Here is a 23,135-nt window from a genome sequence, read left to right as displayed (position 1 = left end):
CCTTCCCATCCCGAACAGGACAGTGAAACGACTTTGCGCCGATGATAGTGCGGGTTCCCGTGTGAAAGTAGGTCATCGTCAGGCTCTTACAGCCCTCAAAACCCCTCAGTTCGTTTGAACTGAGGGGTTTTGTCTTTGGGGCGACCGAAAACGCGAATTGCCTCGAGAGCGCCCGAAAAAAGGGGGGGCCGTTGGTTTGGCCCCTGCACCCCATCAGCCCTTGAGCGCTGCGGTCACCGTGACCGCCAGCGGCGTCGTAGCCCGGCCGATCAGCTGGCTGAGCTGGTGGCCATCGTCGAACAGCGCGCCCTTGGCCGCTGCGGCGTCGGAGTCGGCCAGCAGGGCGGCAAAGCCCGCCGGCAGGCCCACCTGTACCAGGGCCGCCTGGTAATCGGCCTCGGGCAGGTCTTTGTAGATGACGGGCTTGCCTGACTGGCGTGCAATCTCTGCAGCCAGATCTGCCAGGGTGTAGGAACTGTCCCCCGCCAATTCGTACACGCGGCCCGCATGGCCTTCCGTGGCCAGAACCACTGCGGCGGCCTCGGCATAGTCCACGCGCGCGGCCGAGGCGATGCGGCCATTGCCCGCGCTGCCCAGCACGGCACCATGGGCGAGGGCTGCAGGAACGCTGGCCGTGTAGTTCTCCGTGTACCAGCCGTTGCGCAAGACCACGGTGGGCAGGCCCGATGCGCGCAGCAGGGCTTCGGTTTCGACATGCTCGGCGGCCAGCCCCAGCAGGGAGCTGTCGGCCCGCAGCACGCTGGTGTAGGCCAGCAATTGCACCTTGGCACGTTGGGCGGCGTCGATCACGGCCTTGTGCTGGGCCGTGCGCTGGCCCACTTCGCTCGATGAAATCAGGAGCAGCTTGCTCACGCCCTGGAGCGCTGCATCCAGCGTACCGGGCTGGGTGTAGTCGGCCTTGCGCACCTGCACGCCCAGGGCGGCGAGGTCCTGGGCCTTGTCGGGGCTGCGCACTGCAGCGACGATTTGCGCGGCCGGCACGGTCTTGAGCAGGGACTGGATGACGAGGCGGCCGAGCTGGCCGGTGGCTCCGGTGATGGCGATCATGTGAAAAACCTTGGTTGGAAAAGAAAGAGGAGGCACAATAGCGGGCAAGCTAACTTTTCGTAAGTACGTACATAAAGGTAAGTACCCCATGCCCGAACACGCTTTGCCCATCGCCGCCGAGGCCCACGCCAGCGAAGGCATCGCCGAGAAGCTGCAGCGGGGCCAGCTGTTTTCACCCGACTGCCCCTCGCGCGCGGTGCTCCAGCATGTGACCAGCCGCTGGGGCGTGCTGGTGCTGGTGGCCCTGCTGGCCGGAACCCACCGTTTCAGCGACCTGCGCCGCAAGGTCGGCGGCGTGAGCGAGAAGATGCTGGCCCAGACCCTGCATTGGCTGGAGAGCGATGGTTTTGTGCTGCGCGTCTCGCACCCGGTGGTGCCACCCCATGTGGAATACAGCCTGACGCCCATGGGCACCGAGGTGGCGCGCCAGGTCGAGGGCCTGGTGGACTGGATCGAGGGCAATCTGCACCGCATCATGGACAAGCACCGTGCCGATGCGACGGGTGCCATCGCCGCAGCCCCACCCGCTGATCTGGCCGCCGGCTGGGTGTTCTCGGCAGCGCTGTAGACTGGCTGCAAGGAGGTCTGGTCTGATGGGTGTGTTGATCGAACCGGTGGCACCAGCGCATTTCGAAGGGTTGTGGCGCGCGCTCGACATGGTTGCGCGCGAGAAGCGCTTTCTGGCTTTCACCGAAGCACCGCCCTGGGAGTCTTCGCGGGCTTTTTACGAGCACATCGTCGCCAACGACCAGTGCCAAGTGGTGGCGCTGGCGGGCAATCAGGTTGTGGGCTGGTGCGACATCCTGCCCGGCGTGGGACAGACGCGGGCGCATGTGGGCACGCTGGGCATCGGGCTCATACCCGCTGCGCGGCACCGCGGCATCGGTGCGCAATTGATGCGTGCTGCCATCGATGGCGCCTGGGCCCGGGGGCTGACCCGCATCGAGCTGAGCGTGCGCGCCGACAATGCCAACGCCAGGGCTCTGTACGAACGCCTGGGCTTCGAGCTGGAAGGCGTTCGCCGCCGGTCGGTGCGGGTGGATGGTGCGTACCACGATAGCCTGGCCATGGCGCTGCTGCGTGACGGAATCTGAGCCAGGCCGTGGACCTGCAGGAGAGAATTTTTATGCCGAGCGATGAAGATCAGATCCGCCAGTTGGTCGCTACCTGGATGTCCGCCACCAGGGCCGGCGACACCGAGGCAGTGATGGACCTGATGACCGAGGACGTGGTTTTCCTCATGCCAGGCAAAGCGCCCATGTCCAGAGCGGATTTCCGGGCCGCCATGCAGAGCCAGGCCGGCAATGCCGGGCCCCGGGTCGACGGCAACAGCGAGATCCAGGAGGTGCAGGTGGCAGGAGATTGGGCGTTTGCCCGATCGCAGCTCATGGTGACCGTGACGCCCCGTGATGGCGCTGCGCCCATCGTGCGTGCGGGGCCCGTGCTCAGCGTGTTCCGCAAGGAGCAGGGGCGCTGGCTGCTGGCGCGGGATGCGAACATGCTGGTGGTGCAGCCGTGAAAAGGAACACCAGGAATCTGGGCACGCCGCGGACATCGCAAAGGTTGGTGCGCACGGCGCTGCGCGCCTGGGATACCGACCGGGGATGGAAGGCGATCCAGCAATTGCATCTGCGCGCTTCGCCCGCGCTTTTGCGTGGGGTGCGTGCGCTGTGCGCCAGCCGCAGCTGGCGACGCCGCGCCCTGGGTCTGTATGTCGCATCGCAGCTGCAGCAACGCGGGCGCACCGAGGGCCTGTCCGCGCCTGCCTATGCCCTGGAGGCAACGCAGGCGCTGCTGCTCGCGGGCCTGGAGGATGCCCATGCCGAAGTGGTCCGCGCCGCGGTCTCAGGGCTGGGACACCGGCCGCATGCAGATGCTCTGGCGAGCCTGGTCGAGTTTGCTGGACATGCCGACAGTGCGATGCGCTGGGATGTGGCCGTGGCCTTGGGTCATTACCACGGGCCGACCGCTATCGATGCACTGGTGCGCCTAGCGGTGGATGCCGATCACGAGGTGCGCGAATGGGCCACTTTCGGCCTGGGCACCCAGCAGACCGTCGATACGCCGCAGGTGCGCGAGGTGCTCTGGCACAACCTTGGCGACGCCGATGAGGACGTTCGCGGCGAGGCCCTGGTGGGCCTCGCTGTAAGGCGCGATCCGCGTGTGGTCGACCAGCTGCTGGCGCAGCTGGGCCCCGATTGCTTGGTGTACCAGCTGGAGGCTGCGGAGCAGCTGGCCAGTCCCTTGTTGTTACCGGCGCTGCACGCACTTGCGGACGGGCTCCACGACAGCAAGCGCAAGGGCTATTGGTTCGGTTGCCTGCAGTCCGCGATAGAGGCCTGCTCCGAGGTTCGATAGGCCTGTCTTTGCGATCCCTGCTGCTCTGTGTTAATCAGGTCGTTCTTGGAAGGCTGCGCCGCAGTCAGACGGCGGCGGATGTAATGGGGCGTTTGAGGTAACCTTGTATGACCTAGACTGCAGGCATGAAACTTCACGGATATGCCGGCGAAGGCAAGGACCCACAAGACATCATCTCCGAGACGCTGGCCGAGGTGACGCTTGAGGCCACTCCCGAGGAGCTGCGCGCAATGGCTTCATTCCTTCTGTCTGCAGCTGATGCAATGGACCGTATGGGAGACGCTTACGGCCATCTGCATCTGGCGGACGCGATGCCCCAGTTCAATGACTCTCCCCACCTGACAGTGTTCCGGTACGAAGGCGGTTCTGACGGCGATTGATGCAGGCTCGTCTGTGCGACAGAACCTTTCATACCTTCATGTGAAGCCTGGCGACCGCATGCCCGATGCGGCGGATGGCGCTCCGTGGCGCGTGGTCGTCATTGCCGAGATGGGTGTGGATCCCCGTTGGCAAGCGCAGGTCAGCACTTGGATGGTGCGTTCCGGCTGCCTTTACATGATGGCCTGGGGCGAGGATTGCAGCTCTTGGGACGACATGGTGGATTGGGCGCTGATCGAGGAGTTCCATTTTGAGGACATTCCCGAGGAGCGCTTTGTGATGACGACCTGGCACGAGGGCTGTGCCCTGGCGGAGGTCTTCCACTTTTGCAAGCATTCCGCGTTTCACCACCGGATAGAAATTGTGCGAACGGTGTTGTTGCATATCGCACAACACCCCGCTGAGCAGGTAACTGTGCAGGCCTATCTGCAGGCTTGAATTTGATGCGAGGCGTTGTGCGCCGTGTGCGCGAGCAGTCCGACGCCAGCGATGTTGCTTGTACCTGCCGCCCGGCTGATGGCCATATGCCCTGTGTCACTGGTACTTCTTCTCCAGCCCATCCCACTCGCTCTTGCGCACCAGCCGCTGGCGCTCCGCGAACGGTGCCACCAGGGCCGGGTCCTCATCGATGCGTTGGGTCTCGCGCAGCACAGTCAGCGCCTTCTGCATGCCCGCCAACGCGCCCTGCAGCGCGGCGTTGGCATAGAGCACGATGCCATAGCCCAGGCCGGCCAGTTCCTCGGCGCTGAAGATGGGGGTCTTGCCGCCGATCACCATGTTCATGAGCTGGGGCCTGTCGGCCAGGCGCCGGGGCAGGGCGCGGATTTCTTCGGCCGTGGTCACGGCCTCCACGAACAGGATGTCGGCGCCGGCCTCGCCAAAGCGCTGGGCGCGCTCCACGGCGGCCTCGAAGCCCTGGGTGGCGCAGGCATCGGTGCGCGCCAGGATCAGGGTGTCGGGGTCGCGGCGGGCGTCCACGGCGGCGCTGATCTTGCCCAGCATCTCCTCGGTGCCGATGACCTCCTTGCCATTGAAGTGGCCGCAGCGCTTGGGGCTGACCTGGTCCTCGAGCTGGATGCAGTCGGCGCCTGCGCGCTCCAGCGTGCGCACGGCGTGGTAGGTGTTGAGCGCATTGCCGAAGCCGGTGTCGGCGTCCACGATCAGCGGCAGGTCCACCGCGTCGCGGATGCGCGCCGTGTGGTCGGCGATGTCGGAGAGGCCCATGAAAGCCTGGTCCGGCAGGCCGAACCACATGTTGGTGACACCGGCCCCGGTGACGTAGATGGCCTCGAAGCCCAGGTCGGCCACCACGCGGGCCGACAGGGCGTTGAAGGCACCGGGAACGAGGACGCCGCGGCGCGAGTCGGCCAGGGCTTTGAGGGTTTTGCGGGTGGACATGGGTGCAGGTGGAATGGTCAATGGATCGGGGTCAGAAGGCGTCGCCGGGGATGTGCACCCAGCCGCTCATGAGCACGCGCGCGCTGCGGCCCATCAGGGCCTTGGTCACCGTCCATGCACCGTTGGCCTGCGTGGCCTCGGCGCCCACGCGCAGCGTGCCCGCGGGGTGGCCACAGCGCACGGCGCTGCGCTCGCCGCCACCCGCAGCCAGGTTCACCAGCGTGCCGGGGATGGCCGCGGCGGTGGCGATGGCCACGGCCGCCGTGCCCATCATGGCGTGGTGCAGCCGGCCCATGGACAGGGCGCGCACCAGCAGGTCCACATCGGTGGCGGCCACGGCCTTGCCGCTCGATGCGGTATAGCCGGCCGGCGGCGCGACGAAGGCCAGCTTGGGCGTGTGCTGGCGTCGCACCGCATCGTCAACCGAGGCGATCAGCCCCATGCGCATGGCGCCATGGGCGCGGATGGCCTCGAAGCGCGCGAGCGCGGCGGGGTCGCCGTTGATGGCGTCCTGCAGTTCGGTGCCGGTGTAGCCGATGTCGGCGGCGTTGACGAAGATGGTGGGGATGCCCGCGTTGATCAGGGTGGCGCGCAGCGTGCCCACGCCCGGCACGGCAAGCGCGTCCACCACACTGCCGGTGGGGAACATGGCACCGCGCGCGCCGTCTTCGTCGGCGGCCGGGTCCATGAATTCGAGCTGCACTTCGGCCGCAGGGAAGCTCACGCCGTCGAGCTCGAAATCACCGGTCTCCTGCACGGCCCGGCCCGAGATGGGCACGTGCGCGATGATGGTCTTGGCGATGTTGGCCTGCCAGATGCGCACCGTGGCGATGCCGTCGTGCGGAATGCGGTCCCCATCCACCAGGCCGTGGGCGATGGCGAACGGCCCCACGGCGGCCGACAGGTTGCCGCAGTTGCCGCTCCAGTCCACGAAAGGCGCATCGATGGACACCTGGCCGAAGAGGTAGTCCACGTCATGGTCCGCCCGCGTGCTTTTGGCGAGGATCACTACCTTGCTGGTGCTCGAGGTGGCGCCGCCCATGCCGTCGGTCTGCTTGCCATAGGGGTCGGGGCTGCCGGCCACGCGCAGCAGCAAGGCATCGCGTGCGGCACCGGGCGCCTGGGCTGCGGGGGGCAGGTCCTGCAGGCGAAAGAACACGCCCTTGCTGGTGCCGCCACGCATGTAGGTGGCGGGGATCTGGATCTGGGGTGCGTGGGGCATGTCAGGCGGCCTGCGGCTGGGGTGGAGTAGTGGTGGTGGAGGCGAGAAAATCCTGGGCGAAGCGCTGCAGCACACCACCGGCCTCGTAGATCGAGACTTCCTCGGCAGTGTCCAGGCGGCAGGTCATGGCCACGTCGATGCGCTCGCCATTCCTGCGCCGCACCACCAGCACCAGGTCGGCGCGCGGGCGGCGGTCGCCCACCACATCGTACGTCTCCGTGCCATCGATGCCGAGGGTCAGGCGGTTGGTGCCGGGCTTGAACTCCAGGGGCAGCACGCCCATGCCGATCAGGTTGGTGCGGTGGATGCGCTCGAAGCCCTCGGCCGCGATGGCTTCCACCCCGGCCAGGCGCACGCCCTTGGCGGCCCAGTCGCGCGAGCTGCCCTGGCCGTAGTCGGCGCCCGCGATGATGATCAGCGGCTGGCCGCGCTGCATGTAGGTCTCGATGCCCTCCCACATGCGCACGACCTGGCCTTCAGGCTCGATGCGGGTGAGCGAACCCTTCTGGACCTTGCCGTCGACCACGGCCATCTCATTGACCAGTTGCGGGTTGGCGAAGGTGGCGCGCTGGGCCGTGAGGTGGTCGCCGCGGTGCGTGGCGTAGGAGTTGAAGTCCTCCTCGGGCAGTCCCATGCGGTGCAGGTATTCGCCGGCCGCGCTGTCCGGCAGGATGGCGTTGGAGGGCGAGAGGTGGTCGGTGGTGATGTTGTCGGGCAGCAGGGCCAGGGGGCGCAGGCCGGTGAGGGTGCGCTCGCCGGCGAGCGCCCCTTCCCAGTACGGGGGGCGGCGGATATAGGTGCTCTCGGGCCGCCAGTCGTACAGCGGGCTCACGGCCTTGCCGGCATCGGGCTGCAGCGCGAACATGGGTTCGTACACGCGGCGAAAGTGCTCGGGCTTGACGCTGTGCGCGACGATGGCATCGATCTCCGCGTCGCTGGGCCAGAGGTCCTGCAGAGTGACGGGGCGGCCCTGGGCGTCGGTGCCCAGCACATCCTTTTCGATGTCGAAGCGCACCGTGCCCGCGATGGCATAGGCCACCACCAGCGGCGGCGATGCGAGAAAGGCCTGTTTGGCATACGGGTGGATGCGCCCGTCGAAATTGCGGTTGCCCGAAAGCACCGCGGTGGCGTAGAGGTCGCGGTCAATGATCTCCTGCTGGATGGCCGGGGCCAGCGCGCCCGACATGCCGTTGCAGGTGGTGCAGGCAAAGGCCACGATGCCAAAGCCCAGTTGCTCCAGCTCGGCCAGCAGCCCGGCCTCTTGCAGGTACAGCTGCACGGCCCTGGAGCCGGGCGCGAGGGACGATTTGACCCAGGGCTTGCGCACCAGGCCGCGCGCATTGGCATTGCGCGCCAGAAGGCCGGCGGCGATCACATTGCGCGGGTTGCTGGTGTTGGTGCAACTGGTGATGGCGGCGATGATGACCGCGCCATCGGGCATCTGGCCCGGGGTTTCCGTCCAGGGGGCGGCAATGCCGCGCGCCGCCAGGTCCGCCGTGGGCAGGCGCTTGTGCGGATTGGACGGCCCTGCCATGCTGCGCACCACGCTGGGCAGGTCGAACGACAGCACGCGCTCGTACTCGGCCGTGGCCAGGGCATCGGCCCACAGGCCCGTCTCCCTGGCATAGGTCTCCACCAGCCGCACCTGCTGCGCCTCTCTGCCTGTGAGGCGCAGGTAGGCAATGGTCTGCTCGTCGATGTAGAACATCGCGGCCGTGGCGCCGAACTCGGGTGTCATGTTGGAGATGGTGGCCCGGTCGCCCAAGGTCAGCGCCGAGGCGCCGGCACCGAAGAACTCCAGGTAGGCACCCACCACCTTCTGCTGGCGCAGGTACTCGGTCAGCGCCAGCACGATGTCGGTCGCGCTGATGCCCGGCTGCGGCCTGCCGGTGAGCTCCACGCCCACGATGTCGGGCAGGCGCATCCACGAGGCGCGGCCCAGCATCACGTTCTCGGCCTCCAGCCCGCCTACGCCGATGGCGACCACGCCCAGCGCATCCACATGCGGCGTGTGGCTGTCGGTGCCCACCAGGGTGTCGGGGTAGGCCACGCCGTCCTGCGCGTGCACCACGGGCGACATGCGCTCCAGGTTGATCTGGTGCATGATGCCGTTGCCCGGCGGAATCACCTCGACGTTCTGGAACGCCTTTTTCGTCCATTCGATGAAATGGAAGCGGTCCGCATTGCGCCGATCCTCGACGGCGCGGTTCTTGGCAAAGGCCTCGGGGTCGTCGCCGCCAAACTCCACGGCCAGCGAATGGTCCACGATGAGCTGGGTGGGTACCACGGGGTTGACCTGGGCCGGGTCGCCGCCCATGTCGGCGATGGCATCGCGCAGGCCGGCCAGGTCCACCAGCGCCGTCTGGCCCAGGATGTCGTGGCAGACCACGCGCGCCGGGAACCACGGAAAATCCAGGTCGCGGCGACGCTCGATCAGCTGGCGCAGAGAGGCGTCCAGTGTGGCGGGGTCAGAGCGGCGCACCAGGTTCTCGGCGTGCACGCGCGAGGTGTAGGGCAGCCTGGCCCAGGCGCCGGGCGCGAGGGCGTCGACGGCTTCGCGGGCGTCGAAGTAGTCCAGCGCAGTGCCGGGCAGGTTCTTGCGGAATCGTGTGTTCATGGGCGTGGCGCGGCAGGCGGTGTCGACTCTACTTGCGCTCTGCAATGGGCACGAAGGCCAGGTCTTCCGGGCCGGTGTAATGGGCGCTGGGGCGGATGATCTTGTTGTCGATGCGCTGCTCGATGATGTGCGCCGCCCAGCCGCTGGTGCGCGCGATGACGAACAGCGGCGTGAACATGGCCGTGGGCACGCCCATCATGTGGTAGCTCACGGCGCTGAACCAGTCGAGGTTGGGGAACATCTTCTTCACCTCCCACATCACCGTCTCCAGCCGCTCGGCGATGCCGAACATCTTGGTGGTGCCGGCGTCCTCGGAGAGCTGGCGCGCCACGCGCTTGATGACCTCGTTGCGCGGGTCGCTCACGGTGTAGACCGGGTGGCCGAAGCCGATCACCACCTCCTTGGCCTCCACGCGGCGGCGGATGTCGGCCTCGGCCTCGTCGGCGCTGTCGTAACGTTTCTGGATCTCGAACGCCACCTCGTTGGCGCCGCCATGCTTGGGCCCGCGCAGTGCGCCGATGGCACCGGTGATGCACGAATACATGTCGCTGCCCGTGCCGGCTACCACGCGGGCGGTGAAGGTGGAGGCGTTGAATTCATGCTCGGCATACAGGTTGAGCGAGGTGTGCATGGCGCGCTCCCACGCGGCCGGTGGCTTTTGGCCGTGCAGCAGGTGCAGGAAGTGCGCGCCGATGGAGTCGTCGTCCGTCTCCACCTCGATGCGCCGGCCCTGGGTGGACCAGTGGTACCAGTACAGCAGCATGGGGCCGAGCGATGCCATCAGCCGGTCGGCGATGTCGCGCGCGCCTGGCGTGTGGTGGCCGTCTTTTTCTGGCAGCACGCAGCCCAGGGCGGACACGCCGGTGCGCATCACGTCCATGGGGTGGCTGCTGGCGGGCAGTTGCTCCAGCGCCTCCTTCACATTGGCCGGCAGGCCGCGCAGGGCCTTGAGGCGGGCCTTGTAGGCCTTGAGCTCGGCAGTGGTGGGCAGCTTGCCGTGCACCAGCAGGTGGGCGATCTCCTCGAACTCGCAGACATCGGCGATGTCCAGGATGTCATAGCCGCGGTAGTGCAGGTCATTGCCTGTGCGGCCCACGGTGCACAGCGCCGTGTTGCCGGCGGTCACGCCCGAGAGGGCGACGGATTTCTTGGGCTTGAAGCCGGTGGCGAGGGTGTCGCTCATGGGGAATGTCTCCTGGTGGGGAATCGGAACGGGAAAGGGGTCAGATGCGCCTTGGACGGCCTGTGCCGTCCACCGCCACCATCTCGAAGGCGCCGCGCAGCGCAGGCTGGTGCTGGCCGGTGTGCAGGTTCTCGGCACTGCCGTGGACTTCAACGGTCATGGAACTGGTGCCGGTGCGCACGACTTGTGCGGTCAGCTGCAGTGCCTGGCCCTGGGGTACGGGCGCGATGAACTGCACCTCGCTGCAGCGCGCCATCACCACCGCGCAGCGCGCATGGCGGCTGGCCGTGACGAAGGCCGCCTGGCCCATCAGCAGCAGGGCCTGGCCGCCGAACAGCGTGCCGTAGTGGTTGCTGCGCTCGGGGAACACCACTTCCGTGAAATGCATGGGCTGGTGCAGGGCGCTGGGTTGTTGCATGATTCGCAATGTACGCAAAACCTTTCCACCGATACAGGACTGAATTGGCGAACAATTGCGAACAGGAAAGGCATGAATTGCGAATTTTGCGAATAAATCCGACCGCGAAAGTGGCCCTGCCGTGAAGAAGACCTTCATGGGTGTGCGCCTGCGCCGCCTGCGCGAGGAGCGTGGCATGACGCAGATTGCGCTGGCGCGCGCGCTCGAACTGTCGGCCAGCTACCTCAACCAGCTGGAGCAGAACCAGCGCCCGCTCACGGTGCCGGTGCTGCTCAAGATCAACGCCGTGTTCGGTGTGGACGTGCAGCGCTTTTCCGACGACGACGAGGCGCGCCTGATCACCGGCCTGCGCGAGGTGCTGGCCGATACGCCGGCCGGGCCGGGCGCCGAGCACGAGGCCGTGTCGCTGGCCGAGATCCGCGAGCTGGCCTCGGGCATGCCCGCCGTGGCGCGCAGCCTGCTGGCCTTGCACCAGCGCCATCGCCAGGCGCTGGAGCGGCTTGACGCGCTGAGCGCCCAGTTGGGTGACGGCCGCAGCGGCGCCCTCGCCAGTGCCGGCCACCAGCCCATGGCCTATGAGGAGGTGCGCGATTTCTTCTTTGCCCGCCACAACCACATCGCCGAGCTGGACGCCGCGGCCGAGCGGCTGGCGGGCGAGTGGGCGTTGCAGCCCGGCCGGGCTGACGAGGGGCTGGCGCGCCGCCTGCAGGCTGCCCATGGCGTGCACGTGGCCACGGCCGCCGAACTGCCCGGCGGAGCCCAGCGCCACTATGACCCCGGCAGCGGCGTGCTGCAGCTGGCGCAGGGGCTCGAAACCGGGCAGCGTGCCTTCCAGATGGCGACGCAACTGGCCTTTCTGGAGATGGGGCCCGAGCTGCGCCGCCTGGCCGATGGGGCCGGGCTGTCGGGAGACCAGGCACGGGCGCTGGCGCGCATCGGCCTGGCCAACTATTTTGCCGGCGCCTTGCTGCTGCCCTACACCGCCTTCCTGCAGGCGGCCGAGGCGGTGCGCTATGACATCGACCGGCTGGGCCACCAGTTCGGCGTGGGCTTCGAGACCGTGTGCCACCGCCTGTCCACGCTGCAGCGGCCCAGCGCTCGCGGCGTGCCCTTCTTCTTCATCCGTGTGGACCGGGCGGGCAACATCTCCAAGCGCCAGTCGGCCACGCATTTCCATTTCAGCAAGATCGGTGGCACCTGCCCGCTGTGGAATGTGTACGAGGCCTTTGCCCAGCCCGGGCGCATCGTGCCGCAGCTGGCGCGCATGCCCGACGGGCGTGCCTACCTCTGGGTGGCGCGCACCGTCTCGCGCGGGAGCGGCGGGGCAGGGGGCTGGGGCGCGCCGGGCAAGGAGTTCTCGGTGGCGCTGGGCTGCGATGTGCGCCACGCTGCGCAGCTCGTGTACTCGCGCGGCCTGAACCTGGCCGACCCCGAGGCGGCCGTGCCCATCGGCATGGGCTGCAAGGTCTGCGAGCGCGAGGCCTGCCCGCAGCGCGCCTTTCCGCCCATCGGCCGGGCGTTGGATGTGAATGAGAATCGAAGCCGCTTTGCCCCCTACCCGGTGGCTGCAGGAGCACCGTGAAAATCCGCCCCCAGATGTTGCATAAACGGTACGTCGAAAACAGCGGTGCTGTTACAAGATGTGGCCCCATGCTTGCGGATGGAGGGTCTGAATCCCGCTATCCTCATGGGCTGTTGCGGCGGTGCCCTGGCTCGCCGTGTGCAACCCTGTCCGGCTTTCGCTGACTACCCTGCTCTGAATGGCTCTGCTCTCCCTCAACGGCTTCTACCGGCATTGGTTGCCTGGCCTGGGTGTGGCTGCGGCCGGGCTGCTGCTGAGCTTCGGCCTGGCGCGGCAACAGGCCGACGCGGTCGATGCGGTCGCCAAGGCGCGCCTGACGCAAGAGACGCGGCTGTTCACCGATGCTCTGGTCCAGAGCATAGCCTCCCACACCGAGATCGTGCACGGCCTGCGCGGGCTGTTCTCGGCCAACCCGGGGCTCACGCGCGCTGAATTCGAACGGGTGGCCAGTGAGCTCGACATTTCCGAGCGCTACCCCGGCGTGCGCAACCTGTCGTTCACGCGCCGGGTGACCCTGGCAGAGAAAGCCGATTACGAAGCGCGCGTGCGGGCCGACACCTCCATCAACCCGGCCGGCTATCCCGACTTCGTGATCCGCCCGCCCGGCGAGCGTCCGGAATACTTCGTGGCCGAATACCTGTGGCCCATGCAGGGCAACGAGGCCGTGCTGGGCCTCGATATCCGCGCCCAGCCCACCAACCTGGCGGCCATGCAGTACAGCCGCGACAGCGGGCACACCGTGGCGTCGGCTCCGTTCGATCTGGTGCAGGAGCAGGCGCACCGCACGGCCTTCGTGATCCGCGTCCCGGTGTTCGACCGCTCCGGCGTGCCCGACCTCAAGCCCCAGGTCTTCATCGGGGCCGTGGCTGCCACCATCCGCGTCTACGACCTGGTGCGCTTCATGCGCGGCGAGGGCCTGCTCAACGGCATCTCCGTAACCATCACCGACCAGGGCTCCGCCCGTGCCGGCAGCACCGACACGGCGGTGCGCGTACTGCTGCCGCCCACCGCCGAGGCCATGCCCGGGGCTGCGGCCTACGAGCGCGACATCCTGGTGCACGACCGGCGCTGGCGCCTGGTCTTCATGCCCACGCAGTCGCTGCTGTCGCTGTCCGAGCGCAGCTTGCCCTGGGCGGCCGGCGGGGCAGGCGCCATCGTCTCGCTGCTGCTGGCGGCGCTGGTGACCCTGCTGGCGCGCCAGCGCACCCTGGCCCTGGCGCGCGCGCAGGTGTCCGACGAGGCCCGGCGCGAGAGCGAGGACCGCTTTCGCGCCCTGTTCAACCAGGCGGCCGTGGGCGTGGCCCAGACCGAAACCGCCACCGGCCGCTTCGTGCGCATCAACCAGAGATACTGCGACATCCTGGGCTACACGGTGGCCGAGATGCGTGCGCTGGACATCCAGGCCATCAGCCCGCCCGACGACCTGGCGCGCGACCTGGCCCAGCTCGAGCGGCTCAAGGCGGGTGAGATCAGCGAGTACCGCATGGAAAAGCGGTACCTCCACAAGAACGGCACGGAGATCTGGGTGGACCTGACCGTCTCGCCCATGTGGGCGCCCGGCGCTTCGCCCGACTTCCACATCGCCGTGGCGCAGGACATCAGCGAGCGCAAGCGCATGGAGAACACGCTGCGCGGCAACGAGGCGCACCTGCGCGGCATCCTGCAGCGCCTGCCCATGGGCCTGTGCCTGGTGCAGAAGGACGGCACCATCTCGTTCCGCAACGAGCGTTACCTGCAGATCTGTGGGTACACCCAGCAGGACGTGCCAAATGTGGACGTATGGTGGGAGCGGGCCTACCCCGACCCCGAGGAGCGCGAGGTCATGCGCAACGCCTGGCGCGAAGAGCGCAAGCGCGCGGACGATGGCGACGGCGTCATCGCGGCTGCCGAGTACCGTATCCGCTGCCATGATGGCGTGGTACGCCCGGTGGAGGTGTCCGGGGTGCGCATCGGCGACGACCACCTGGTGACGCTGCAGGACCTGAGCCAGCGCAAGGCGGCCGAGGACGAGATCAAGAGCCTGGCCTACTATGACCCGCTGACCCAACTGCCCAACCGCCGCCTGCTGATCGACCGGCTGCAGCAGGCCCTGGCCACCAGCGCACGCCACCAGAGCCATGGTGCGCTGCTGCTGCTCGACCTGGACAACTTCAAGACACTGAACGAGACCCAGGGCCACGACAAGGGCGATACCCTGCTGATGCAGGTGGCCAACCGCCTGCGCGCCTGCGTGCACGAGGACGACACCGTGGCGCGCCAGGGCGGCGATGAGTTCGTGGTGCTGCTCGAGGACCTGGGCGCCACACCCGAGGAGGCCGCCGCGCGCTGCGAAGAGGCCGGCCAGCGCATCCTGGCCGTGCTGCGCGAGCCCTATGCCCTGGGGCCCGAGGCGCACCACAGCTCGCTGAGCATGGGCGTGACCCTGTTCAGCGGCGTGCGCGAGACGGTGGACGAACTGCTGCGCCGCGCCGACCTGGCCATGTACCAGGCCAAGTCGGCAGGCCGCGACACGCTGCGCTTCTACGACCCGCAGATGCAGGCCGCCGTGAGCGCCCGCGCGGCCATGGAGCTGGACATGCGCGTGGGCATGGCCCAGGGCCAGTTCGAGCTGTACTACCAGGCGCAGATCGACCACGGCCGCATCACCGGCGCCGAGGCGCTGCTGCGCTGGCGCCATCCGCGCGATGGCTTCGTCTCGCCCGCGCAGTTCATCCCGCTGGCCGAGGAGAACGGCCTGATCCTGCCGCTCGGTGAGTGGGTGCTGCAGGTGGCCTGCCAGCGCCTGGCGCGCTGGGCGCAGGACCCGGCCCTGGCCGGCCTGGGCCTGGCGGTGAACGTGAGCCCGCGGCAGTTCCACCAGAGCGGCTTCGTGGCCCAGGTGCTGGCCGCGCTGGCGGGCACGGGCGCCGATGGCAACCGCCTCAAGCTGGAGATGACCGAGGGCCTGCTGCTCTCGGACGTGGAGGACACCATCGCCAAGATGGGCCAGCTCAAGGCCTACGGCGTGGGCTTCTCGCTGGACGACTTCGGCACCGGCTATTCCTCGCTGTCCTACCTCAAGCGCCTGCCGCTGGACCAGCTCAAGATCGACCAGAGCTTCGTGCGCGACGTGCTCACCGACCCCAACGACGCGGCCATCGCCCGCACCGTGGTGGCCCTGGGCACCAGCCTGGGCCTGCGCGTGATCGCCGAAGGCGTGGAGACCGAGGCGCAGCGCGAGTTCCTGGCGCGCAACAACTGCCACGCCTGGCAGGGCTATTTGCTCAGCCCGCCACTGCAGGTGGCCGAGTTCGAGGAACTGGTGCGCCAGAAGAATGCACCGCCGCGCCCGCCCGTGCAAAATTGATAGCTGCCGCGGCATGCCAGGCCAGCGATAGAGCCGGTATTTGTTAAATATTGCCGCTGGATGCGCGGCCAGCGGCCGGCAGGGCCTTTGGGCGGGCGGGAGGCCCCAGGCGGCGCGGTATCATCCCGCTTTACATTTGGCCGGTATTTTTCCGTCTGGCGCTCGTTCGCCGCCCATTTCCCGCCTGCCCCTGACACGTGCGCCTCACCTCCATCAAGCTATCCGGCTTCAAGTCCTTCGCTGAGCCCACCAACTTCATGCTGCCGGGGCAACTCGTGGGCGTGGTGGGGCCGAACGGCTGCGGCAAGTCCAACATCATGGACGCCGTGCGCTGGGTGCTGGGCGAGAGCAAGGCCAGCGAGCTGCGTGGCGAGTCCATGCAGGACGTGATCTTCAGCGGCACCACCACGCGCAAGCAGGCCAGCCGCGCCAGCGTGGAACTGGTGTTTGACAATTCCGACCACCGCGCTGGCGGCCAGTGGGGCCAGTACGGCGAGGTGGCGGTGCGCCGCGTGCTCACGCGCGACGGCACCAGCAGCTATTTCCTGAACAACCAGCCGGTGCGCCGCCGCGACGTGCAGGACGTGTTCCTGGGCACCGGCCTGGGGCCGCGCGCCTACGCCATCATCGGCCAGGGCACCATCAGCCGCATCATCGAGTCGCGCCCCGAAGAGCTGCGCCTGTTCCTCGAAGAGGCGGCCGGTGTCTCCAAGTACAAGGAGCGCCGCCGCGAGACGGAAAACCGCCTCTCGGACACGCGCGAGAACCTCACGCGGGTGGAAGACATCCTGCGGGAGCTCAACGCCAACCTTGAAAAGCTCGAAAAACAGGCCGAGGTGGCCGCCAAATACAACGCGCTGCACTCCGACGCCACGCTCAAGCAGCACCAGTTGTGGTTTCTGAAGCGCGCCGATGCCGAGGCCGACCAGGCCAAGGTGCGCCTGGATGGCCTGCAGGCCGTCAATGACCTTGAATCGCGCATGGCCGACCTGCGCGCGGTCGAATCGGACCTGGAGACCATCCGCCAGGCGCACTATGCCGCGGGCGACCAGGTCAACCAGGCCCAGGGCAAGCTCTACGAGGCCACGGCCGAGGTGGGGCGCCTGGAGGCCGAGATCCGCTACGTGGTGGAAGGCCGGCTGCGCGTGGAGCAGCGCCTGGTCACCCTGGCCGAGCAGATCGCCCAGTGGGCCGCACGCAAGGAAGAGGCCGACATCGAGCTCGAAAACCTCGCCGGCGCCGGCCTGGACGCCGAGGAGCGTGCCGAGCTGCTCGCCGCCCAGGTCGAAGAGCAGGCCATGCAGTTGCCCGACCTGGAAGAAGCCCTGCGCCAGGCGCAAAGCCGCACCAGCGAGCAGCGCGCCAGCGTGGTGCAGGTGCAGCAGCAGATCGGCGTGCTGGCGGCCGAGCAGCGCAGCATCGATGAGCAAAGCCGCCAGTTCGACGGCCGCTACGAGCGCCTGCGCGCTGATCGCAATGCCCTGGCCGCACCCGACGAGGCGCGCCTGGCCAACCTGCAGGAGCAGCTGGACGAGGCCAAGGAGCTGGCCGAAACCACCGAGGCCCGCCTGGCCGAGCTGCAGGAGGCGGTGCCCCAGCTCGACGACGACCGCCGCACCCGCCAGCAGGCCGTGAACAGCGAAAGCGCGCGCCAGGCCGACCTGTCGGCGCGCATGGAAGCCCTGAAGGCCCTGCAGGAAAAGGTCAAGACCGATGGCAAGCTGCGCCCCTGGCTGGCCAAGCATGGCCTCGATGGCCTGCAAGGCCTGTGGAGCCGCATCCACATCGAAAAGGGCTGGGAAAACGCCCTGGAAGCCGCCCTGCGCGAGCGCCTGGCAGCGCTGGAAGTAGGGCGCCTGGACATGGTGCGCGGCTTCCTGGGCTCGGGCGGCACCGATGCACCCCCGGCCCGCCTGGCCTTCTACAGCATGCCCTCGGCAGGCACGCCCGAAGTAGCCTCGCCCCATGCGCGCCTGTCGGACCTGCTGCGCATCCACGATGCCGGCCTGCGCGCCGTGCTGGTCGACTGGCTTCAGGGCTGCTATACCGCCCCCACGCTCGATGAAGCCCTCAACCGCCGCGGCACGCTGCAGCCGGGCGAGGTGGTGTTCGTGCCCTCGGGCCATGCCGTCAGTGCCCACAGCGTGAGCTTCTATGCCCAGGACTCCGAGCAGTCGGGCATGCTGGCGCGTGCGCAGGAGATCGAGCACCTCGAAAAGGAACTGCGCGCCCAGGCCCTGATCGCCGAGGAGTCGCGCACTGCCCTGGTCCGCGCCGAAGCCGCCTATGCCGACGCCTCGCAACGCCTGGTGGGCGCCCGCCGCGAGGCCACCGAGGCCCAGGGCCGTGCGCACGAGCTGCAGGTCGAGACCCTGCGCCTGACCCAGCTGGCCGAGCAGACGCGTGCGCGCAGCGCCCAGATCGGTGCCGACATCGCCGAGATCGAAGCGCAATTGGCTGACCTGCAGGAGCGCCGCGTGGCGGCCGAGGCCCGCTTCGAAGAGCTGGACATGCAGCTGGCCGACAGCCAGGAGCGCGAGGCGCAGCTGGGTGACCGCGTGATCGAGGCCGAACGCAAGCTGGCCGCCTGCCGTGAGCAGCAGCGCACGCTGGAGCGCCAGGCCCAGGAAGCCACCTTCTCGCAGCGCAGCCTGGAGGCGCGCCGCGCCGAACTCAACCGCTCCATCGCCACCGCAGACCAGCAGGCCACCTCGCTGGCCGACGAGCAGCAACGCGCGCGCGATGAGCTGGCCCGGCTGTCCGATGCCGCCGCGCAGGGCGGCCTGCAGGCGGCGCTGGAAGTGAAGATGGAGCGTGAGAAGGCCCTTGCGGCCCAGCGCAGCGGCTACGACGACCTGACCGCCAAGCTGCGCGCCAGCGACGAACGGCGCATGCAGCTCGAACGCTCGCTCGACCCGCTGCGCGCCCGCATCACCGAATTCCAGCTCAAGGAGCAGGCCGCGCGCCTGGGCCTGGAGCAGTACACCACCCTTCTGGCCGATGCCCAGGCCGATCTGGAGGCGGTGGCACAGTCGATTGCCGAGGGCAATGTGCGTGTCTCCGGCCTGCAGGGCGAGATCGACCGCCTGCACCGCGAGATCGCGGCCCTGGGCGCGGTGAACCTGGCCGCGCTCGACGAGTTGAAGCTCGCCAGCGAGCGCAAGGTCTTCCTCGATGCGCAGACCGCCGACCTGACCGAGGCCATGAACACGCTGGAAGACGCGATCCGCAAGATCGACGGCGAGACGCGCCAGCTGCTCTCGGGCACTTTCGATACCGTGAACGGCCATTTCGGGCGCATGTTCCCCGAGCTGTTCGGCGGCGGCCAGGCCAAGCTCATCATCACGGGCGACGAGATCCTCGATTCGGGCGTGCAGGTCATGGCCCAGCCCCCGGGCAAGAAGAACCAGACCATCCACCTGCTCTCGGGCGGCGAGAAGGCGCTCACTGCGATTGCGCTGGTGTTCGCCATCTTCCAGCTCAACCCCGCGCCTTTCTGCCTGCTGGACGAGGTGGACGCGCCCCTGGACGACGCCAACACCGAGCGCTATGCCAAGCTGGTCTCCAGCATGAGCAAGGGCACGCAGTTCCTGTTCATCAGCCACAACAAGATCGCCATGGAAATGGCCGAGCAGCTGATCGGCGTGACCATGCAGGAACAAGGCGTCTCGCGCATCGTGGCGGTCGATATGGAATCGGCGTTGTCCATGGCCGATGCATGACATGATGGCGCCGACATATTTTCATTGCCCTGGCTGCTGGAGCGGGCTGGAACAGGATCTATGAGCACATTGCAAGTGAGCCTTGCCATCATCGGTGGCCTGGTGCTGGCCCTCATCGTCGCCTACAACGCCTGGACGTCGCACCGCAACGCCCCGCGGCGCGCGTCGCCCGAGGAGCCCGAGCACGGGCCCGACCGCTCCGACCCGGCGCTGCGCCAGGAACCCGGCTTTGATGCCGGCGCGAGCCAGCTCACGGCGGCGGAGCTGGAGAGCCTGGACCGCGGCCCCGACCCCTCGGTGCACACAGTGGACGTGCTCGATTCGCTGCAGATGCCGGTGCCGCCGATGTCGCTGGAGCGCCGCCCGGGCCTGGACCCGCTGATCGACGTGATCGCCACCCTGCAGCCTGAGCTCATCGTCTCGGGCGATGCCGCGCTGGCCGCCATGCCGCCCACGCGCCGCGCAGGCAGCAAGCCCTTCGCCATCGAGGGCTACAACGAGGCCACGCAGCAGTGGGAGACACCGTCGCCCGGCCAGCGCTACCAGAGCTTCCAGGCCGGCGTGCAGCTGGCCAACCGCATGGGCGCGCTCAACGAGATCGAGTGCTCGGAATTCGTGATGAAGGCCCAGTCCTTCGCCGATGCGGTGAACGCGGCCCCGGATTTCCCCGACATGCTGCAGGAAGTGGCGCGCGCGCGCGAGCTCGACCAGTTCGCCAGCGACCACGATGCGCAGCTGGCCTTCATGCTGCGCGCACGCCAGGCCGCCTGGAGCCCTGGCTACATCCACCAGAATGCCGCCCGCCTGGGCTTCGTGGCCGGCGCCATGCCCGGCCGCCTGGTGCTGCCCGCCGCCAGCGTGGGCCTGCCGCCGCTGCTCACGCTGGGCTACGACACCCAGGCCGCGCTGGCCGAGGACCCGGACCAGTCCGCCATCCGCGATGTGACGCTGAGCCTGGACGTGCCCCAGGTGCACCGCGGCGAGCAGCCCTTCACGCGCCTGCGCGAAGTGGCCACCGCCCTGTGCCAGGCCATGGATGGCGTGCTCTGCGACCAGAACGGCCACCCGCTGCCGGCCATGGCCATGGACCCCATTGCCGGCGACCTGGAACTGCTCTATGACCAGCTCGACGGGCGCGAGCTGTCGGCCGGCTCGGTGCTGGCGCGGCGGCTGTTCAGTTGAGTGGCCGGAGTACGTGGCCAAAAGGAGCTTTCATGCGCTGGTGGCAGATGCTGTTTCCCCCGGTGGTGGAAACACCGCAAGGACTTTTCCGCCCGTCGAATGCCGTCCTCGACATCTGGCTGCCCGTGCTGGGCTGCCTAGTGGTCGCTGCAGTGACCTACCGGCAGTACCTGTCGTCAGGCAGGTTCAACTACTTCAGCCTGATGTATGTCGGGCTCTTTCTCGCTCCGGCCATCGCCGGCTGGCGCCAACGTCGCAGGTTCGGCCCCATGGGGAGGCCGCTGGTGCGCATCGACGACACCGAGGTCTTGCTGAGCCTGCCGATGAATGTGGGGCCAGGCCATGTGCAGGTGCCGCTGGCCGGGCTGCGAAAACTGGTCATCAAGGGCACGCCCGGCCAGCGCAGCTATGTGTTCGAGCGCCATGCGGGGGAGCCTACCGAAGTGCGCCCCGGATTTACGCGCGACGATGCACGCGTGGTCGATTTCCTGCGGCGCGCCATGCCTGCCAATATTCCTGTGGAGGTGCACGAGCCTCCCACTTTCCTGGGTGCCATCCGTGGTGACTGATTCTTCCCATGCCTCCGCAGCCGGCGCGCTGCCCCTGCAACCCGCCGAGGCCGCCGATGCGGTGGACGCGCTGCGTGCCCAGCTCAACCTCTGGGCGCACCAGTACTATGTGCTCGACGAGCCCACGGTGCCCGACGCCGAGTACGACCGTGTCTTTCGCGAATTGCAGGCGCTGGAGGAGGCCCACCCCGACCTCATGAGCCCCGACTCGCCCACGCAGCGCGTGATCGGCGCGGTGATGGACGGCCTGGCTCCGGTGCGCCATGCCGTGCCCATGCTCAGCATCCACACCGAAACCGACACCGAGGCCACGGGCGCACAGGCCTTCGACGCGCGCGTGCGCCGCGAACTGGGCCTGGCCGAGTCCGACCCGGTGATCGAGTACGTGGCCGAGCCCAAGTTCGACGGCCTGGCCATGAGCCTGCGCTACGAAGGTGGCCGCCTGGTGCAGGCCGCCACGCGCGGCGACGGCGAGGTGGGCGAGGACGTGACGCACAACCTCCGCCGCATCCGCCAGATCCCGCTGACCCTGCCGGCCGGCGTGCCGCCGCTGCTCGAAGTGCGCGGCGAGGTCTACATGCGCCGCGCCGATTTCGACGCGCTCAACGAGCGCCAGCGCGAGCAGGCCGGCAAGACCTTTGTGAACCCGCGCAATGCGGCGGCCGGCGCGGTGCGCCAGCTCGATTCGGACATCTCCGCCCAGCGCCCGCTGAGCTTTTTTGCCTATGGCCTGGGCGCCATCACGCCGCCCGGGGAGGGCGGCCCCGTGTTCGCCACCCACTACGACATGCTGCAGCGGCTCAAGGCCTGGGGCTTTCCGGTGGCGGCGCAGGTCACGGTGGCCCAGGGCGCGGCAGAACTGGTGGCCTTCCACCAGCAGGTGGGCGCCTCGCGCGACGCGCTGCCTTACGACATCGACGGCGTGGTCTACAAGGTCAACCGCCTGGACCTGCAGCGCGACCTGGGCTTCAAGACGCGCGAGCCGCGCTGGGCCGTGGCCCACAAGTACCCCGCGCAGGAGATGGCCACGCGCGTGGAGGGCATCGACATCCAGGTCGGCCGCACCGGCAAGCTCACGCCCGTGGCGCGCCTGGCGCCGGTGTTCGTGGGCGGCGTCACGGTGACCAATGCCACGCTGCACAACCTGTTCGAGATCCGCAAGAAGAAGGTGCGTGTGGGCGACACGGTGATCGTTCGCCGCGCGGGCGACGTGATCCCCGAGGTGGTGGGCGTGATGCCCGGCCAGCGCCCGGTCTATGTGCCCAACTTCCGCATGCCAAGGCAGTGCCCCGTGTGCGGCAGCGACGTGGTGCGAGAGCCCGGCGAGGCCAACCACCGCTGCACCGGCGGCCTGTTCTGCGCCGCGCAGCGCAAGGAGGCCATCCTGCACTTCGCGGCGCGCCGCGCCATGGACATCGAAGGCCTGGGCGACAAGCTGGTGGACCAGCTGGTCGAGTCCAACGTGATCCGCACCTTGCCCGACCTGTACCGCCTGGGGCTCACTTCGCTGGTGGCGCTGGAGCGCATGGCCGAGAAGTCGGCGCAGAACGTGCTGGCCGCGCTGGAGAAGTCCAAGGAGACCACGCTCGCGCGTTTCCTGTTCGGCCTGGGCATCCGCCACGTGGGTGAATCCACCGCGCGCGACCTGGCCAAGCATTTCGGCACGCTCGATGCACTGATGGGCGCCACGCTGGAGACCGCGGCCACCGTGGAGCAACTGCTGGAGGTGCCCGACGTGGGCCCCATCGTCGCGCAGAGCGTGCACACCTTCTTCCAGCAGCCGCACAACCGCGAGGTGGTGGAGCAGTTGATCGCCTGCGGCGTGAAGTGGCAGGAGCAGGCCAAGGGCGAAAAAATCCCCCAGGTGCTGGCCGGCAAGACCTTCGTGCTCACCGGCACCTTGCCCACGCTGGGCCGCGATGCCGCCAAGGACATGCTCGAAGCCGCGGGCGCCAAGGTCTCGGGCTCGGTGAGCAAGAAGACCAGCTACGTGGTGGCCGGCGAAGAAGCCGGCAGCAAGCTGGAGCTGGTGCCTTCGCTGGCCCTGGGCACCAGCCCGGTCACGCTGCGCGAGATGGTCACGGCCTACGGC

18 protein-coding genes are annotated in these 23,135 nt (G+C 68.3%); 12 read left to right on the top strand and 6 right to left on the bottom strand.

The genetic code is table 11. The annotated features are described in order from the left end of the window. Positions 1–213 precede the first annotated feature (213 nt). Entirely contained in the window at positions 214–1,068 is an 855-nt protein-coding gene (locus tag ACK59X_RS10060) for an SDR family oxidoreductase (RefSeq protein ID WP_409956994.1), read from the bottom strand. 88 nt (positions 1,069–1,156) lie between these two features. Between ACK59X_RS10060 and ACK59X_RS10055 the strand changes: the two genes are divergently transcribed. The 6 genes from ACK59X_RS10055 (at position 1,157) to ACK59X_RS10030 (ending at position 4,242) form a co-directional block, all read left to right on the top strand. Then, positions 1,157–1,636, top strand: a complete 480-nt coding sequence (locus ACK59X_RS10055) for a winged helix-turn-helix transcriptional regulator (RefSeq protein WP_409956993.1) — start codon at positions 1,157–1,159, stop codon at positions 1,634–1,636. Between the two features lie 25 nt (positions 1,637–1,661). Beyond that, on the top strand, positions 1,662–2,162 hold the full coding sequence (locus tag ACK59X_RS10050) for an N-acetyltransferase family protein (protein ID WP_409956991.1): 501 nt from the start codon (positions 1,662–1,664) through the stop codon (positions 2,160–2,162). Between the two features lie 32 nt (positions 2,163–2,194). After that, entirely contained in the window at positions 2,195–2,587 is a 393-nt protein-coding gene (locus ACK59X_RS10045) for a YybH family protein (protein WP_409956989.1), read from the top strand. Beyond that, positions 2,584–3,426: a HEAT repeat domain-containing protein gene (locus ACK59X_RS10040; protein WP_409956987.1), complete on the top strand. Its 843-nt coding sequence runs from the start codon at positions 2,584–2,586 to the stop codon at positions 3,424–3,426. Before ACK59X_RS10045 ends, ACK59X_RS10040 begins: the two co-directional genes overlap by 4 nt. 125 nt (positions 3,427–3,551) lie before the next feature. Further along, positions 3,552–3,806 (top strand): hypothetical protein, encoded by a 255-nt coding sequence (locus ACK59X_RS10035; protein WP_409956985.1) that lies wholly within the window; start codon positions 3,552–3,554, stop codon positions 3,804–3,806. 58 nt (positions 3,807–3,864) lie between these two features. Continuing rightward, positions 3,865–4,242 (top strand): hypothetical protein, encoded by a 378-nt coding sequence (locus tag ACK59X_RS10030; protein WP_409956983.1) that lies wholly within the window; start codon positions 3,865–3,867, stop codon positions 4,240–4,242. 96 nt (positions 4,243–4,338) lie between these two features. On the opposite strand, the gene ACK59X_RS10025 is transcribed toward ACK59X_RS10030, so the two are convergent. From ACK59X_RS10025 to ACK59X_RS10005, 5 genes are read right to left on the bottom strand one after another with little or no spacing between them, the layout of a single operon-like run. Beyond that, the gene (locus ACK59X_RS10025; RefSeq protein ID WP_409956981.1) at positions 4,339–5,202 is read right to left on the bottom strand and encodes an oxaloacetate decarboxylase; all 864 of its coding nucleotides are present in this window, start codon (positions 5,200–5,202) and stop codon (positions 4,339–4,341) included. 31 nt (positions 5,203–5,233) lie between these two features. Beyond that, positions 5,234–6,424: a 2-methylaconitate cis-trans isomerase PrpF gene (gene prpF / locus ACK59X_RS10020; RefSeq protein ID WP_409956979.1), complete on the bottom strand. Its 1,191-nt coding sequence runs from the start codon at positions 6,422–6,424 to the stop codon at positions 5,234–5,236. A gap of 1 nt (position 6,425) precedes the next feature. Continuing rightward, positions 6,426–9,041, bottom strand: a complete 2,616-nt coding sequence (gene acnD, locus ACK59X_RS10015; protein ID WP_409956977.1) for a Fe/S-dependent 2-methylisocitrate dehydratase AcnD — start codon at positions 9,039–9,041, stop codon at positions 6,426–6,428. Between the two features lie 28 nt (positions 9,042–9,069). After that, positions 9,070–10,224 (bottom strand): 2-methylcitrate synthase, encoded by a 1,155-nt coding sequence (prpC, locus tag ACK59X_RS10010; protein WP_409956975.1) that lies wholly within the window; start codon positions 10,222–10,224, stop codon positions 9,070–9,072. Between the two features lie 40 nt (positions 10,225–10,264). Then, positions 10,265–10,642 (bottom strand): acyl-CoA thioesterase, encoded by a 378-nt coding sequence (locus ACK59X_RS10005; RefSeq protein ID WP_409956973.1) that lies wholly within the window; start codon positions 10,640–10,642, stop codon positions 10,265–10,267. Between the two features lie 121 nt (positions 10,643–10,763). On the opposite strand from ACK59X_RS10005, the gene ACK59X_RS10000 reads away from it, so the two are divergent. The 6 genes from ACK59X_RS10000 to ligA all read left to right on the top strand — a co-directional run. Then, positions 10,764–12,224 (top strand): short-chain fatty acyl-CoA regulator family protein, encoded by a 1,461-nt coding sequence (locus ACK59X_RS10000; protein ID WP_409956971.1) that lies wholly within the window; start codon positions 10,764–10,766, stop codon positions 12,222–12,224. Between the two features lie 178 nt (positions 12,225–12,402). Further along, complete coding sequence (locus tag ACK59X_RS09995; protein ID WP_409956969.1) at positions 12,403–15,570, top strand: EAL domain-containing protein; 3,168 nt, start codon at positions 12,403–12,405, stop codon at positions 15,568–15,570. Between the two features lie 197 nt (positions 15,571–15,767). Beyond that, the gene (gene smc, locus ACK59X_RS09990; RefSeq protein WP_409956967.1) at positions 15,768–19,292 is read left to right on the top strand and encodes a chromosome segregation protein SMC; all 3,525 of its coding nucleotides are present in this window, start codon (positions 15,768–15,770) and stop codon (positions 19,290–19,292) included. Positions 19,293–19,352: 60 nt separating this feature from the next. Next, positions 19,353–20,474: a cell division protein FtsZ gene (locus tag ACK59X_RS09985; protein WP_409956965.1), complete on the top strand. Its 1,122-nt coding sequence runs from the start codon at positions 19,353–19,355 to the stop codon at positions 20,472–20,474. A gap of 32 nt (positions 20,475–20,506) precedes the next feature. Next, on the top strand, positions 20,507–21,043 hold the full coding sequence (locus ACK59X_RS09980) for a hypothetical protein (protein ID WP_409956964.1): 537 nt from the start codon (positions 20,507–20,509) through the stop codon (positions 21,041–21,043). Beyond that, positions 21,036–23,135: NAD-dependent DNA ligase LigA (gene ligA, locus ACK59X_RS09975; protein ID WP_409956962.1), on the top strand; the 2,100-nt coding region annotated here is incomplete at its 3' end. The genes ACK59X_RS09980 and ligA, both read left to right, overlap by 8 nt.

It is taken from the genome of Acidovorax sp. (assembly GCF_046339755.1).
GTDB lineage: Bacteria > Pseudomonadota > Gammaproteobacteria > Burkholderiales > Burkholderiaceae_C > Acidovorax.
This window is presented reverse-complemented; position numbering and strand designations above follow the sequence as displayed.